The following is a 15,444-nucleotide window of genomic DNA, read 5'->3' on the forward strand; positions in this document are numbered from 1 at the left end:
CTCAGCCCGTCTCCGGCAACGGGGCGGCGGGCGCGGGGACACGCCCGTCGGGCTTCAGGGGCGAGTCCGCGGCGTCCACCGGGGTCACCGGCTCTCCGGCGCGCACGAACCCCTGACCCACCGTGATCACCCGCGCGCGCTCCGGCAGGCCGCTGATCCAGACCCCGTCGCGCTCGGCGCGGACCACCGAGACCGGGTGGAAGGCCACCCGGCCCTCATCATCGACGGTCTTCGCCCCCAGGGCGCCGTCGTCGCCCAGGGTCAGCACCGCAGGGGAGACGAAGTGCGCACTGACCCGGTCGGCGGGCAGCCGGACCGTCGCGCTGACCCCGGCAGGGACGTCGCCCCCGCCATTGGGCACCGCCACCTCCACACGGAACGTGCGGGTCTCCTCGTCCGCGGTGGCGGCGACGTAGTCCACCTGCCCCTCGCGCTCGACGCCGGTGGCAAAGCGCACCCGCGCCGGGGTGCCCACGGTCACGCGGGCGATGTCCTGCTGGGCGACGTACACCGTGACCCGGAGGGGATCGAGATCGACGACCTCCGCCACCTCGCCGCCGGCGGTGAGGTAATCGCCCTCCTCCACAGTGACGGACTCGAGGATGCCGTCGAAGGGGGCGCGCACGTCGGTGTTGGCGATCTCCTCGCGTATCGACGCCAGCTCGGCACGGGCGGACTCGAGCGCGGCCTCCGCCGCCTGGCGCTGGGTGGTGGACTGGTAGCCACTGTCGGCGAGACGCCGGGCGGCGGCCGCCTCGGCCTCGCGCTGGCTCACCAGCGCACGGGCCTCGGCCAGGCGCGCCTGACGATCGTTCATGGCGATGCGGGCGATGCTCGCCCCCGCGGCCACCGGACGGCCCTTGGTGAGCGGCGGCTCGGCAACCCGTCCGCCGGTCTCCGCACGCACGCTCACGCGGCGGTCGGGCCGGGACTGCCCCTGGAGGACGAGCCAGCGCGTGATGGTCCGGGCCTGCTGCTCGCTGACCTGCACGCGCATCGCCGCCGGTGCGTTCTCCGCCGGCGACGACGCCGCGGCCGGTTCGGCCCCGCCACGGGCCAGATAGCCGCTGGCAATCCAGCCCGCCAGTGCCACGAGCACCAGGACGGCGATCAGCCAGGGGCGCATGTGCCGTGTCACTCCTCGCCTCCTCAACACGGGGGGTTCGTGGGGGAATCGACCGGATTGACCTGTGTCAAAAGCCCTCCGGCCGTATGCGATAGCCTCTGCGATGGGGGTTACGGCCCGACACCATACCTCGCCGAAGCCTCATCAGGAGGATCCGGACCGACGATGGCAATCGAACTCTACAACGACGGCCACCATGCCTGCTATACGTTCGACTCGCTGGTTTCCGGCGAGCACGGCATCCAGTCCAACCAGTTCCTCATACTGGACGGGGACGCCGCAGCCTTGGTGGACCCCGGCGGCGATCTCACCTACACACCGCTGTCGGTGACCCTGGGCCGCCAGATCCGTCTCAAGGAAATGGACTACGTGTTCGCGTCCCACCAGGATCCCGACATCATCGCCTCGCTGGACCGCTGGCTGATGTACACGGACTGCAAGGTGGTGTGCTCGAAGCTGTGGACGCGCTTTCTGCCGCACCTGGTGCCCGGCTACCAGAGCGCACGCATCGTCGACCGCATCGTCGGCCTGGAGGACGAGGGCGGCAGGATCCCGCTGGGCGATTCCGTGATCAAGGCCGTGCCCGCGCACTTCCTGCACTCGGTGGGCAACTTCCAGTTCTACGACACCACGGCGCGGATCCTGTTCTCCGGGGACATGGGCGCCTCGCTGGTCGATGACCACCCCGGCGAACCGGTCGAGGACTTCGAGGCGCACATTCCCACGATGAAGGGCTTCCACCAGCGCTACATGGTGGCGAATCGCGCCTGCCGGCTGTGGGCACGCATGGTCCGGCAGATGGACATCGACTGGCTGGTGCCCCAGCACGGCCGGCCGTTCAAGGGCCGCGAGATGATCCACCGCTTCCTGGACTGGATCGAGAACCTTCCCTGCGGAATCGACCTGCTCGACGAGAGCAGCTACCGCGTTCCCCGCTAGGCGGCAACGCCGGCCACGCGCGCCGGGCGCCACCCGCCCGGCGCGCGGCGGACGTCGCGCGGGTCAGTCGTCGAAGAGATGGCCGAACTTGGCGGCCTTGGTCTCCAGGTAGCCGTGATTGTGGGGATTGCGACCGGCCTGCAGGGCGATGCGCTCGGCCACGTGGACGCCCGCCCCCTCGAGCCCGGTCACCTTGCTGGGGTTGTTGGTGAGCAGCCGCACGGACGTCACCCCGAGATAGCGGAGCATGTCCGCGGCGACGGTGTAGTCGCGGGCGTCGGCGGCGAAGCCCAGGGCCTCGTTGGCCTCCACCGTATCCGCGCCCTCGCGGTCCTGGACGGCGTACGCCCGGATCTTGTTCAGCAGCCCGATGCCACGGCCCTCCTGACGGAGATAGACCAGCACACCGCGGCCCTCGCGGCCGATACGCCGCAGGGCCTCCTCGAGCTGGGGGCCACAGTCGCAGCGCTGGCTGAACAGGGCATCGCCGGTGAGACACTCCGAGTGCACACGCACCAGCGCCGACTCCGCGCCGTCGACCTCGCCCATGACCAGGGCCACGTGCTCACGCCCGCCCCCCGGCTCCTCGAAGCCGTGGATGATGAACTCCCCCCACCGGGTCGGAAGCCGGGCCGCGCTGACGTGCACGGCACCGGGGCTGCTGGCTGCCTGTTCGCTCATGGTCCCGTCAATCGTGGATTGAACCCGTCACGATATCACGCCCCCCGCCCGTGCGGGGCCTCGAGGTCGATCTCCGGGCCCACGGGGATGACGCCGGTGGGATTGATCGTCGGGTGCGAGGTGTAATAATGGCGCTTGATGTGATCGAGGCTCACGGTCGGCGCCACCCCCGGCACCTGGTAGATCTCGCGGGTGTAGGCCCACAGGTTCGGATAATCCACCAGCCGGCGGATGTTGCACTTGAAGTGGCCGACGTAGACCGGGTCGAAGCGCACCAGGGTGGTGAACAGCCGCACGTCCGCCTCGGTCAGGCGGTCGCCGGCGAGGTAGCGCTGGCGCGACAGCCGCGCCTCGAGCTCGTCCAGGGCCTCGAACAGCGCCGTGACCGCCTCCTCGTAGGCCGCCTGCGCGGTGGCGAATCCAGCCTTGTAGACGCCGTTGTTGACCCGGTCGTAGACGAACGGGTTGATGGCGTCGATGGCCTCGCGGTAGCCGTCGGGATAGAGGTCGACGTCATCCCGGCCCCAGCGGTCGAATGCGGTGTTGAGCATCCGCACCAGGTCGGCGGACTCGTTGTTGACGATGGTGCCCTCGCGGGTGTCCCACAGGGTCGGCACCGTGACGCGCCCGGTGTAGTCCGGCCGCGCCCGGGTGTAGAGCTGGTGCAGATGATCGAGGCCGTGCAGGCGATCCCCGGTGGCGCCCGGGTAGTCGCCGAACGACCAGCCCTGATCCCCCATGTACGGATGGACCACCGACACCCCGAGGACGTCCTCCAGGCCCTTGAGGCGCCGGGTGATCAGCACCCGGTGGGCCCACGGGCAGGCCAACGAGACATAGAGGTGATAGCGCCCGGGCTCCGCAGCGAAGCGCGCCGCGGGATCCGGCGAGACCCAGTCGCGGAATACCGTCTCCGGGCGCTCGAAGCGCCCGCCGGTGCTGTCGGTGTCGTACCAGCGATCGTGCCAGACACCGTCGATGAGCAGACCCATGTTCGCCTCCTCTGGCAGTCCGCGCCCCGCGGCGGTGCCGCGGGGACCAGTGGCCTTAGGCCGCGAGCTTCGCCGCGATCTCGGTAACGTGGCGCCCCTGGGCACGGGCGAGCGAGCGCTCCTTGTCCGTCGGCTGACGCGAGCCGTCACCGCCGGCCATGGTGCCCGCACCGTAGGGCGAGCCGCCGCGGGGCTCGCTGATGTCGAACAGTTCCGGGGCCTTCGCGTACGGCAGCCCGACCAGCACCATGCCGTGATGGGCCATCGTGAACCAGGCACTCACGATGGTGGTCTCGTTGCCGGCCCCGGTCCCCGTGGAGGTGAACACGCTGCCCACCTTGCCGGTCAGCGCACCGCTGGCCCACAGCCCGCCGGTCTGGTCGAGGAAATTGCGCATCTGCCCGGCCATGTTGCCGAACCGGGTCGGCGTGCCGAGGATCACCGCATCATAGTCGGCGAGTTCGCCGGGGGAGGCGTGCGGGGCCGCCTGATCGAGCTTGGCGCCGGCATTGCGCGCCGCCTCCTCGGGCATGGTCTCGGGCACCCGCTTGACCACGACCTCGGCGCCGGGCACCTCGCGCGCGCCCGCCGCGACGGCGTCCGCCATCTGCTCGATGTGGCCGTACATGCTGTAGTAGAGAACCAGTACGCGTGTCATATCGGAATCTCCTTCGCCCTGCTGTTGAGTACGGTCTCAGGCTAACTGAAAACCTATCGGCGACAATCTCCTTGATTCCGAAAAAACTGTTTCCTATAAGTGAACGATCACCCTTGCCGGAGCCCCGCCATGGACCGATTCGCCGCCCTCGAGGCCTTCGTCGGCGTTGCCGAGGAGGGCAGCTTCACCGCCGCCGCGGAGCGTATGGACGTCTCCAAATCGGTGATCAGCAAGCAGGTCAAGGCACTCGAGCAGCACCTGGGCGTGCGGCTGTTCAACCGCACGACACGACGGCTGCACCTCACCGAGCCCGGGGCGCAGTTCCGCGACCGGGCCCTGCGCATCCTCGAGGAGCTGGGGGAGGCGGAACGTGCCGTGGGCGACCTCCAGGCCCGGCCCCGCGGCCTGCTGCGGGTCAATGTACCCGTCTCCTTCGCCCTGCAGCACCTCTCCGCCGTGCTGCCCGCCTTCCTGGCCCGTTACCCGGAGCTGTCGGTGGACGTGGTCCTCAACGATCGCTTCGTGGACCTGGTCAACGAGGGCTTCGACGTGGCGATACGGATCACCGAGCTCCAGGACTCCAGCCACATCGCCCGCCGCATCGCCCCCTGTGAGGGCTGGATCTGCGCGTCACCGGACTACCTGGCCCGCCACGGCCGGCCGCAGACGCCGGAGGCACTGGCCGAGCACGCCTGCCTGGTCTACGCCTACGCCCGCAACACCCGGGAATGGCGGCTGACGGGAGCGGACGGGCGCACCCACCGGGTCCCCGTACGCGGGCGCTTCCAGGCCAACAACGGCGAAATCCTGATAGACGCGGCCTGCGCCGGCACCGGGCTGGTGCTCACCCCGGATTTCATCGCCAACCGGGCAGTGGCCGAGGGCCGGCTCGAGCGGGTGCTCTGCGATTACCGGGCCCCGGGGATGGCCATCCACGCCATCTACCCCTACACGCACAACGTCTCGGCCAAGGTGCGCGTGTTCATCGATTTCCTGCGCGAGTGCTATGGCGACGGGCCGCCGCCCTGGGCGTGGGAACGGCTCAACGGGGCGTCGGACCGGGCGGACAGCTGATCCCCCAGGCACGCGAGCAGCCGGTCGCCCAGCACCTTCAGCCGGGACAGGCCCCGCCGGGCACGGCCGCTGTCGCCGCGCTCGTGAACGGCGAGCAGCGCGCGGGCGAAGCGGTGTACCCGGCGGTGCCGGCGGTCGAGTTCGTCCAGCGCCCCGGCCTCCGCGCCGCGGCGCATGCGCTCCCGGTCCAGCCACTGGCCGAAACGGCACTCCCGGTGATCCATTGCCGGCGGCACCGCCCGGCGGCCGCCGAGGAAGCCCTCCAGGGCCTGCATCCACAAACGGTGCTCGATGCCGGCGAGGTGCAGCGGCAACATCTCCGGCGGGACCGTCTCCTGGCCGCTCCAGCGGGGATACGGACGCCACCGGCGGCGCCAGTCCGCAAGTGCCTCCGGCGGCATCGGCCGGGCGATGGCGAAGCCCTGGGCCAGCTCGCAGCCGAGCTTGAGCAACAGCTCGCCCTGGGCCTCGTTCTCCACACCCTCGGCGACCACGTCGTGACCGAATGCCCGCGCCAGCCCCATGACGCCCTCGACGATGGCGAAGTCCTCCGCGTCCTCCAGGCTGTCGGCGACGAAGCTCCGGTCGATCTTGAGCTCGACCACGGGCAACCGCTTGAGGTAGGTCAGCGAGGCATAACCGGTACCGAAGTCATCCAGCGAAAAGTACACCCCGAGGCGGGCACACTCACGCATCACCCGGGTGACGTGGGCCATGTCCTCGAGCGCACTGGTCTCCAGGACCTCCAGCCTCAGCAGCCCGGGATCCACCGCCGGGTGCCCGGCGAGAATGTGATGCAGGCGCTCGGGGAAGTCGGGCTGCTGGAGCTGCAGCGCCCCGATGTTCACGCTCAGCGGCAGGGTCAGCCCCTCCGCCTGCCAGGCCGCGAGCTGGGCAAGCGCCCGGTGCAGGACACGCTCGCCGATCTCCAGCGAGACCGGGTGATTCTCGATCGCCGGCAGGAACCGGCCGGGCCCGAGCAGGCCGCGCTCCGGGTGTCGCCAGCGCACCAACGCCTCCGCGCCGACCAGCTCGCCGGTGCGCATGTTCACCTTGGGCTGGTAGAACACCGTGAGCTCGTCGTCCGCCAACGCCTGACGCATACGCGCCACATCCTCGTGGAACCCGCGCAGGTCCCGGTCCCGGGCGACGTCGAAGACATGGAGCCGATTCCGGCCCGCGAGCTTGGCCTGGTACATGGCCTGATCGGCCTGGCGCAGAAGCTGCTCGGCATCCACCGACTCGGCCTGGGGATAGCCGGTCACACCGAGGCTGGCGGTAAGACTGATCGAGCGCCCGTCGATCTCCACCGGTCGCGAGGCCACGTCCGCAAGCCGGGCGAGCATGCCCTCGTCGTCCGTCGCGGGGTCGATATCCGCGAGCACGGCCACGAACTCGTCGCCGCCGATGCGCGCCAGCGTATCCGTGGCCCGCAGCGCACGGCCGAGACGGCCGGCGATGGTGGTGATCACGGCGTCCCCGACCTCGTGGCCGTGGCTCTCGTTGACACGCTTGAAACCATCCAGGTCCAGGTACACCAGGGACAGGGAGTGGCCGTCCCGATCGGCCCGCGCCATTGCCTGGGCGAGCCGGTCGCTGAGCAGCACCCGGTTGGGCAGGTCGGTCAGGGCATCGTAGTGGGCGATGTGTTCGAGCTGGCGCTGGCGACGCTTCTCCTCGGTGACGTCGGAGAACAGCGCCACGTGATTGCACACCCGGCCGTGCTCGTCGCGCACCACGCTGATGGTAAGCATCTCGGCGTAGATCGCACCGTCACGGCGCCGGTTCCAGATCTCGCCACTCCAGTGACCGGACTCGTTGAGGCTCCGCCACATCGCGCGATAGAAGGCGCCCGACTGCCGCCCGGACTTGAGGAGGGCCGGGGTGCTCCCAAGGGCCTCCGCGCGGGAGTAACCGGTAATCCGGGTGAAGGCGTCGTTGACGTCGACTATCCGGTTGTCCGCATCGGTGATGGCGATCCCCTCGCGGGCGTGCGTGAAAACGCTCGCGTCCAGTGCCAGCCGCTCCTCGGCCCGCCGCCGCTCGGTGACGTCGTGGACGATGGTGAACAGCAGCTCCCCATCGCCCTCGCGTACCGGCGTCGAGTACACCTCGACGTCCCGCTCCTCGCCGTCGGCGAGGCGGTGCCGGAACTCGAAGTGATTGCGGCTCTGCCCCACCGCCCGGGCCAGCTGGCGTTTCAGCTCGGCCGGCGGCAGTGTGTTGATGGCGCCGATGGGCATCCCGACGAGCTCCCCCGTGGAATAGCCGTAGAACGCGCACGCCGCCTGGTTGGCGGCGATGATCCTGCCGCCCGCGGGGTCGATCATGAGCATCACCGAGGCGTTGCGCTCGAAGAACAGCCGGAAGCGCTCCGCCTCCGCCGAGGCCCGGGCCTCGGCCTCATGGAGGCCCGACATGTCCTGGATGGTGCCGATAACCTGGCCGTCGCGGTCACACGAGCCGCCGGCCCGGTGCCAGCGCTGCTGGACGTGGCGGAGACGTCCATCCGGCAGCACCAGCCGGTAGTTCAGCATCCCCTCGTCCGACGTCTCGCCGCCGCCCGCGGGGGTCGCCGCCACCTGCTCGCGGTCGTCCGGATGGACCCGCGAGAGCAGCGCCTGCGGCGAGGCCGGTGTCTCCGCCGGGTCCAGCGCGAGGATCCGGAAGACCTGCGACGACCACCAGTATCCGCGGCTGGGCTCCCCGCGGGACCAGCTGCCGATTTCCGCGATGCGCTGGGTCTCGGCCAGCAGCGCCTCGCTGCGATGCAGTTCGTGCTCCGCCTGCAGCTCGGCGCGTAACGCGCCCACCTCCGCCTCGCGGCTGGACAGGATATCCAGGAGGTCGTCGATGTGCCGGCCGTAGAGCTCGCGCACGATGTCGTGACGTGTCACCAGACCGGAGATGACGCCGTCGGCGCCGGTCACCACCAGCCGCCGGACGCCCGCCTCGTCCATGCGCGCGACGGCCACGGCCACGCTCGCCCCGGCAGCGACGGTGTGTACCGGCATGCTGGCGAAGCGCACCAGGGGCTCATCCTCCACCGCCCCGGCGGCGTCGGCCTCGATGCGCACCAGGTCCCGCTCGGTGAAGATACCGACGGGCCGGGCGCCGCGCTCGAGCACCACGCAGGACACCTGGTGGTGAACCATCAGCGCCACGGCGTCGGCCACCGTCGCGGTCTCGCCCAGGGAATGCACGCGGTGGGTCATGATGCCGGCGACGGCGGACAGGCCGGCAGACAACTCGCCGGCGAGCAGCTGCATGAACTCGCCGTCGCCGACCAGGCCGGCAAGCCGGCCATCCGTGTCGACCACCACGAGGTGACGGAGCTGGCGGTCCGCCACCAGGCGATAGGCCTCGCGGTAGTCCATGGACACCGGCGCCGTCACCGGATGGCGCGTCATCACGCCGGCAACGCTCACACCCGCGGTACGCCAGCCGCGATAGGCCAGCCGCACCGCATCGCGCTCGGTGAGTATGCCCACCGGCCGGCCGTCCTCGATCACGACGACGGCGTCCGTCGACTCGCGCCGCATGCGGGCCAGCGTCCCGGGCAGCCCTGCATCCGGCGCGACGGTCAACGCCCCGCCACGCGATACCATGTCGCCCAGCGTTCTCACCGCCACGACGGCACCACCCCCAATGTCGACGACCCGGGCTACGCGGCTCCGGCTGCCGTTTGGAATCGTATCGTTATTGCCGGCGACGATAGCACAGCAACGGGGTCGGCGGTCGGCCGCTGGATACGCCGGAACGTTGCAATCCGGCGCGCCCTGCCCCATCTATGGCCTCAGACGATGAATCGAGACTTCCAGAGGTGTCGCCCATATGCAGATGGACAGACTGACCACCAAATTCCAGACGGCCCTGGCGGAGGCACAGTCCCGCGCGGTGGGCCGCGACCACCAGTTCATCGAGCCCGAACACGTGCTCATCGCCATGCTGGACCAGGAGGGCGGCGGCATGCGCCAGCTCCTCCAGCAGGCCGGGGTAAACGTCAACTACCTGCGCTCCCGGCTCGGTGAGGCGCTCGACCGCATGCCGCAGGTGGAAGGCACCGCCGGCGACGTACAGCTCTCCAAGGACCTGGGGCGGCTGCTCAACGTCACCGACAAGCTCGCGCAGAAGCGCAAGGACGCCTACATCTCCAGCGAGCTGTTCGTGCTCGCCCTGGTCGAGGACCAGCGCGCCAACGCCGGCGAGATCCTGCGCCGCGCCGGGGCCGAGAGCTCGGCGATCGAGCGCGCCATCGAGGCGGTGCGCGGCGGCGAGAATGTCTCCGACCCCAACGCCGAGGACCAGCGCCAGGCGCTGGACAAGTACACCATCGACCTCACCGAGCGCGCCGAGCAGGGCAAGGTCGACCCGGTGATCGGCCGCGACGACGAGATCCGGCGCACCGTGCAGGTGCTCCAGCGCCGGACCAAGAACAACCCGGTGCTGATCGGCGAGCCCGGCGTGGGCAAGACCGCGATCGTCGAGGGCCTCGCCCAGCGGATCATCAACGGCGAGGTGCCGGACGCGCTCCGCGACAAGCGGCTGCTGTCGCTGGACATGGGCGCGCTGGTGGCCGGCGCGAAGTACCGCGGCGAGTTCGAGGAGCGGCTCAAGGCCGTGCTCAAGGATCTCGCCAAGCAGGAAGGCCAGGTCATCCTGTTCATCGACGAGATCCACACCATCGTGGGCGCCGGCAAGGCGGAAGGCTCCATGGACGCGGGCAACATGCTCAAGCCCGCGCTGGCCCGCGGCGAGCTGCACTGCATCGGTGCCACCACGCTGGACGAGTACCGCCAGAACATCGAGAAGGACGCCGCGCTCGAGCGCCGCTTCCAGAAGGTGCTGGTGGACGAGCCCAGCGTCGAGGACACCATCGCCATCCTCCGTGGCCTCAAGGAGCGCTACGAGGTCCACCACGGCGTGGAGATCACCGACCCGGCGATCGTCGCCGCGGCCACGCTCTCACAGCGCTACATCACCGACCGCCACCTCCCGGACAAGGCCATCGACCTGGTCGACGAGGCCGCGAGCCGCATCCGCATCGAGATCGACTCCAAGCCCGAGGAGATGGACCGCCTCGACCGCCGACGCATCCAGCTCAAGATCGAGCGCGAGGCGCTGAACAAGGAGTCCGACGAGGCGTCGCGCAAGCGACTGGCCGCGCTGGACGAGGAGCTCGGGGAGGTCGAGCGCCGCTACGCCGAGCTCGAGGAGGTCTGGAACTCCGAGAAGGCCGCCGTGGAGGGCACCCAGAGCATCAAGGAGGCCCTGGAGCAGGCGCGCCTGGACCTGGAGACGGCGCGCCGCGCCGGCGACCTCGGGCGCATGTCCGAGCTGCAGTACGGGCGCATCCCGGAGCTCGAGCGCCAGCTCGACATGGCCTCGCAGGTGGAGATGCAGGAGATGCGGCTGCTACGCACCCAGGTCACCGACGAGGAGATCGCCGAGGTGGTCTCGAAGTGGACCGGCATCCCCGTGGCCAAGATGCTCGAGGGCGAGAAGGACAAGCTCCTGCGCATGGAGGAGGCCCTCGGCGAGCGGGTGATCGGCCAGCAGGAGGCGGTCAGCGCCGTGTCCAACGCGATACGCCGCTCCCGTGCCGGCCTCGCCGACCCGAACCGGCCCAACGGCTCGTTCCTCTTCCTCGGCCCCACCGGCGTGGGCAAGACCGAGCTGTGCAAGGCACTGGCGTCGTTCCTCTTCGACACCGAGGAGGCCATGATCCGCATCGACATGTCGGAGTTCATGGAAAAGCACGCCGTCGCGCGGCTGATCGGTGCACCACCGGGCTACGTCGGCTATGAGGAGGGCGGCTACCTCACCGAGCACGTACGCCGCAAGCCCTACTCCGTGATCCTCCTCGACGAGGTGGAGAAGGCCCACCCGGACGTGTTCAACATCCTCCTGCAGGTGCTCGACGACGGCCGTCTCACCGACAGTCACGGGCGCACGGTGGACTTCCGCAACACCGTGATCGTGATGACCTCCAACCTCGGCTCGCACCTGATCCAGGAGAAGGCCGCCGAGGACTATGAGGGCATGAAGTCGGCGGTCATGGAGGTGGTCGCCCAGCAGTTCCGCCCGGAGTTCATCAACCGCATCGACGACGTGGTGGTCTTCCACCCGCTCGACCGACGCCAGATCCGGCGGATCACCGAGGTCCAGACCGCCTACCTGGACAAGCGCCTCAAGGACCGGGAGATGGCCATCGTCATCTCCGACGCCGCCCTGGACCGCCTCGGCGAGGCCGGCTTCGACCCGGTCTACGGCGCCCGGCCGCTCAAGCGGGTCATCCAGCAACGCCTGGAGAACCCGCTGGCCCAGCGCATCCTCGCCGGCGAGTACGGCCCGGGCGACGTGATCCGCGTGGACGTCGAGGGCGACGAACTCACCTTCGAGCGGACCCGGGAGGCGGCGGAGGCGTAACCGGCGCCTCGCACGGCCGCGGGGGGCATGACACCCCGCGGCCGTCCTCCTTGGTATAGTCGCGCAAACCACTGAGCCCCGACCGGCAAGGAGCCCCGACGATGACCAACCGCCTGATCACCCTCTGCGCCACCCTCCTGCTCGCCGTGACCACCGCCCACGCGGCGGCCCCGGGCGGTGTCACCGTCTCCGAAGCATGGGCACGCGCGACCCCTCCCGGCGCGCCCGCCGGCGCCGCCTACTTCAAGGCGACGGCGGCGTCCGGGGCGGACCGGCTGGTCGGCGTGGCCAGCCCCGTCGCCAAAAAAGCCACGCTGCACCGGACGGTGACCGAGAACGGCAACCGCACCATGAAGCATGTCGACGGCGTCGACGTGGGTCCCGACAACCCGCTGGCATTCGCCCCGGGCGGCTATCACGTCATGCTCATGGGTCTCGACCAGCCCCTGAAGGCCGGCGACCGCTTTTCCATGACGCTGACCTTCGAGAAGGCCGGCGACATCGAGGTCGACGTCGAGGTGCGCCCGATCACCGCGGGCGCGGACTGACGGCCAAGGGCGAGCGTCTATACTCCCCGCGTGGACCGCGGCGGCGCCCGCCGCCGGTCCACGTCTGCTATCGTGTCGTACGATTACCCGTCCGCACGCGGGTGCGGACCGATAACACACAAGGGGAGCCACCGATGCGCATCGTCAAAGGCCTCATGGCCGGACTGGCCCTGACCCTCGGCGCCGGCACCGCGGGTGCGGCCCAGTGGAACATGGCCACGCCCTATCCGGACGCGACCTTCCACACCCAGAACATCCGGCAGTTCGCCGAGGACGTGCGTGAGGCCACGGACGGCGACCTGACCATCACCGTCCACTCCGCCGGCTCGCTGATCAAGCACCCGCAAATCAAGCGTGCGGTGCAGACCATGCAGGTCCAGGCCGGCGAGGTCTTCATCTCGCTGCTCGCCAACGAGGACCCGATCTTCGCGGTGGACTCCATCCCGTTCCTCGCCACCAGCTACGATGACGCCGAGCGGCTGTGGGAGGCGTCCCGGGACGCGATCGAGTCCCGCCTCGCGGACGACGGCATCCAGCTACTCTACGCTGTCCCCTGGCCCGCGCAGGGGCTGTACACGTCCCGCGAGGTGGACGGCGTCGACGACCTTGAGGGCCTGAAGTTCCGGGCCTACAACGCCACCACCTCGCGGCTGGCGGAGCTCACCGGGATGGTGCCGACCCAGGTCGAGGTGCCCGACATCCCCCAGGCCTTCGCCACCGGCATCGTCGAGGCGATGATTACCTCGCCGTCCACCGGCGCGAACTCCAAGGCCTGGGACTTCGTCGACCGCTTCTACGACATCCAGGCGTGGCTGCCCAAGAACATGATCATCGTCAACCGGCGCGCCTTCGACGCCCTCGACGAGGACACCCGCCAGGCCGTGCTCGACGCCGCCGCCGAGGCCGAGAAACGCGGCTGGGAGATGAGCCGCAAGGAGGCCGCGGCCAAGAAGGCGGTCCTCGAGGACAACGGCATGCAGGTGCTCGACCCCTCCCAGGGGCTGATGGACGGGCTCACCGACGTCGGCCGGACCATGACCGACGAGTGGCTCGAGAAGACCGGCGAGGACGGCCAGGCCATCATCGAGGCCTACCGGCAGTGACGGCGGCGCCCGCAACGGCCGCCGCCTGAGCGATGCGGCGGCTGCTCGACGCCCTCTACCTGGTGAGCGGCGTGGCCGGGGCGGTGTGCCTCGCCGCCATCGGCGTGCTGGTGCTCGCCCAGACGGCGGGCCGGCTCGTCGGCGTGGTCGTGCCCTCGGCCAACGAGCTCGCGGGCTTCTGCGTCGCCGCCTCGGCGTTTCTCGCCCTGGCCCACACCCTCAACCACGGCGGCCACATCCGGGTGCGCGTGGTGCTCGAACACCTCGGCGGGTGCGCGGGCCGGGCCGTCGAGGCCGCCGCCCTGGTGGTGGCGCTGGCGATGAGCGCCTACGCGAGCTGGTGGGCCGTGGACCTGGTGCGCGGCTCCATCCGCTACGGCGACGTCTCCCCGGGCCTGCTCGCGGTACCGCTGTGGATCCCGCAGACCGGCATGGCCGCCGGCCTGGTGGTGTTCACCATCGCGCTCGCGGACAACCTCCTGAGGGTGCTCCGCGGGCGGCCGCCGCTCTACGCCGTGGAGGACTGAGTGGGCACGCTGGAAGTCGGCCTCGCCCTGATGGCACTGCTGTTCGTCCTGCTCGCCGGCGGCGTGTGGGTGGCGATCAGCCTCACGGTGGTGGCCTATGCCGGGCTCGCGCTGTTCTCCTCCGCCCCCGCCGGGCTGGTGCTCGGCTCCAGCCTCTGGGGCGCGGTGTCGAGCTGGTCGCTGGCGCCGCTGCCGCTGTTCGTGTGGATGGGCGAGATCCTGTTCCGCTCGCGGCTGTCCGAGGACATGTACGCCGGGCTCGCACCGTGGCTGCGGCGCCTGCCCGGACGCCTGCTGCACGTCAACGTGCTCGGCTGCGGCATCTTCGCCGCGGTATCCGGCTCGTCGGCGGCCACCGCCGCGACCATCGGCCGCATGTCCATCCCCGAGCTGCGCCGGCGGGGCTACGACGAGCGCATGATCATCGGCACCCTCGCCGGCTCGGGCACCCTCGGGCTGCTCATCCCGCCGTCGATCATCCTCATCGTCTACGGCGTCAGCGCCCAGCTCTCCATCGCCCGGCTGTTCATGGCCGGGGTGCTCCCCGGCGCGGTGCTGGTGGTGCTGTTCATGGGCTACATCGTCACCTGGTCGCTGCTCCACCCCGGGCGCAATCCGCCGGCGGACCCGGCCCTGCCCCTCGGCGAGCGGCTGCGCGCCTCCGCCCGGCTGGCCCCGGTGATCGCGCTGATCGCCGGCGTGATCGGCTCGATCTACGCCGGTATCGCCACGCCCACCGAGGCCGCGGCCATCGGCGTGGCGGGCGCGCTGGTGCTCTCCGCGGTGACCGGCGGGCTGACACTGGCGAGCTTCCGCGACGGGCTGATGGGCGCGACCCGGACCTCGTGCATGATCGTGTTCATCCTCGCCGGCGCCGCCTTCCTCACCACCGCCATGGGCTATACCGGCATCCCCCGGGCGCTGGCGGAGTGGATCGCGGCACTCGGGCTCTCGCCGGTAGCGCTGATCGCCGCGCTTACCGTATTCTTCGTGGTGCTGGGCTGCTTCCTCGACGGCATCTCGGTGGTGGTGCTCACCACGTCGGTGATCCTGCCCATGGTGAACGCCGCCGGCATCGACCCGCTGTGGTTCGGCATCTTCCTGGTGGTCGTGGTGGAGATGTCGCAGATCACCCCGCCGGTGGGCTTCAACCTGTTCGTGCTCCAGGGGCTGACAGGGCGCAACATCTTCCGCATCGCCGGCGCCTCGCTGCCGTTCTTCCTGGTGCTGCTGAGCGCCGTCGTCATCCTGGTGGTCTTCCCGGAGCTGGCGACCTGGCTGCCGCAGCAGATGGCGCGCTAGGGACGGACCCCGCCGACCCGCGCGACGGAACGCCTCCGACGAACCCGGCCGTACCGGTGTGCCAC

At 70.2% G+C, this 15,444-nt stretch carries 12 protein-coding genes; 7 read left to right on the top strand and 5 right to left on the bottom strand.

Going from position 1 to position 15,444, the window contains the following annotated elements; all coding sequences use genetic code 11:
• Nucleotide 1: 1 nt before the first annotated feature.
• Nucleotides 2-1,138 carry an efflux RND transporter periplasmic adaptor subunit gene (locus tag C516_RS0100410; protein ID WP_026320833.1) on the bottom strand — a complete coding sequence of 379 codons (1,137 nt, stop codon included), beginning with the start codon at nucleotides 1,136-1,138 and terminating at the stop codon, nucleotides 2-4.
• 153 nt (nucleotides 1,139-1,291) lie between these two features.
• Here C516_RS0100410 and C516_RS0100415 point away from each other — a divergent pair, with 153 nt between their 5' ends.
• Nucleotides 1,292-2,065 (top strand): oxygen-binding di-iron domain-containing protein, encoded by a 774-nt coding sequence (locus C516_RS0100415; RefSeq protein WP_018716368.1) that lies wholly within the window; start codon nucleotides 1,292-1,294, stop codon nucleotides 2,063-2,065.
• A 63-nt stretch (nucleotides 2,066-2,128) separates the two neighbouring features.
• Here C516_RS0100415 and ribA read toward each other — a convergent pair whose 3' ends face one another.
• Genes ribA through wrbA form a run of 3 tightly spaced genes read right to left on the bottom strand, consistent with a single transcriptional unit; the run spans nucleotide 2,129 to nucleotide 4,396 of the window.
• Nucleotides 2,129-2,746, bottom strand: a complete 618-nt coding sequence (ribA, locus tag C516_RS0100420) for a GTP cyclohydrolase II (protein ID WP_018716369.1) — start codon at nucleotides 2,744-2,746, stop codon at nucleotides 2,129-2,131.
• Nucleotides 2,747-2,781: 35 nt separating this feature from the next.
• A complete protein-coding gene (locus C516_RS0100425; RefSeq protein ID WP_018716370.1) occupies nucleotides 2,782-3,738 on the bottom strand; it encodes a glutathione S-transferase family protein in 957 nt (318 codons plus the stop codon).
• A gap of 55 nt (nucleotides 3,739-3,793) precedes the next feature.
• Complete coding sequence (gene wrbA / locus C516_RS0100430) at nucleotides 3,794-4,396, bottom strand: NAD(P)H:quinone oxidoreductase (RefSeq protein WP_018716371.1); 603 nt, start codon at nucleotides 4,394-4,396, stop codon at nucleotides 3,794-3,796.
• Nucleotides 4,397-4,525: 129 nt separating this feature from the next.
• Between wrbA and C516_RS18055 the strand changes: the two genes are divergently transcribed.
• The gene (locus C516_RS18055) at nucleotides 4,526-5,470 is read left to right on the top strand and encodes a LysR family transcriptional regulator (RefSeq protein WP_018716372.1); all 945 of its coding nucleotides are present in this window, start codon (nucleotides 4,526-4,528) and stop codon (nucleotides 5,468-5,470) included.
• Here the strand turns inward: C516_RS18055 and C516_RS20720 are convergent.
• On the bottom strand, nucleotides 5,401-9,102 hold the full coding sequence (locus C516_RS20720; RefSeq protein ID WP_169509116.1) for an EAL domain-containing protein: 3,702 nt from the start codon (nucleotides 9,100-9,102) through the stop codon (nucleotides 5,401-5,403). The two genes, C516_RS18055 and C516_RS20720, sit on opposite strands and share 70 nt — an antisense overlap.
• Nucleotides 9,103-9,304: 202 nt before the next feature.
• Here C516_RS20720 and clpB point away from each other — a divergent pair, with 202 nt between their 5' ends.
• From clpB to C516_RS0100465, 5 genes are all read left to right on the top strand, one after another.
• Nucleotides 9,305-11,899, top strand: coding sequence for an ATP-dependent chaperone ClpB (clpB, locus tag C516_RS0100445; RefSeq protein ID WP_018716374.1), 2,595 nt, complete (start codon nucleotides 9,305-9,307; stop codon nucleotides 11,897-11,899).
• A gap of 101 nt (nucleotides 11,900-12,000) precedes the next feature.
• Entirely contained in the window at nucleotides 12,001-12,447 is a 447-nt protein-coding gene (locus C516_RS0100450; RefSeq protein ID WP_018716375.1) for a copper chaperone PCu(A)C, read from the top strand.
• Nucleotides 12,448-12,581: 134 nt separating this feature from the next.
• Nucleotides 12,582-13,550, top strand: a complete 969-nt coding sequence (locus tag C516_RS0100455; protein ID WP_018716376.1) for a TRAP transporter substrate-binding protein — start codon at nucleotides 12,582-12,584, stop codon at nucleotides 13,548-13,550.
• Nucleotides 13,551-13,582: 32 nt separating this feature from the next.
• Nucleotides 13,583-14,077: a TRAP transporter small permease gene (locus C516_RS0100460; protein WP_018716377.1), complete on the top strand. Its 495-nt coding sequence runs from the start codon at nucleotides 13,583-13,585 to the stop codon at nucleotides 14,075-14,077.
• Nucleotides 14,078-15,379 (top strand): TRAP transporter large permease, encoded by a 1,302-nt coding sequence (locus tag C516_RS0100465; protein ID WP_018716378.1) that lies wholly within the window; start codon nucleotides 14,078-14,080, stop codon nucleotides 15,377-15,379. It begins immediately after the preceding gene.
• Nucleotides 15,380-15,444 lie beyond the last annotated feature (65 nt).

Origin of the sequence: Arhodomonas aquaeolei DSM 8974 (genome assembly GCF_000374645.1) — a bacterium.
GTDB classification, from domain to species: domain Bacteria; phylum Pseudomonadota; class Gammaproteobacteria; order Nitrococcales; family Nitrococcaceae; genus Arhodomonas; species Arhodomonas aquaeolei.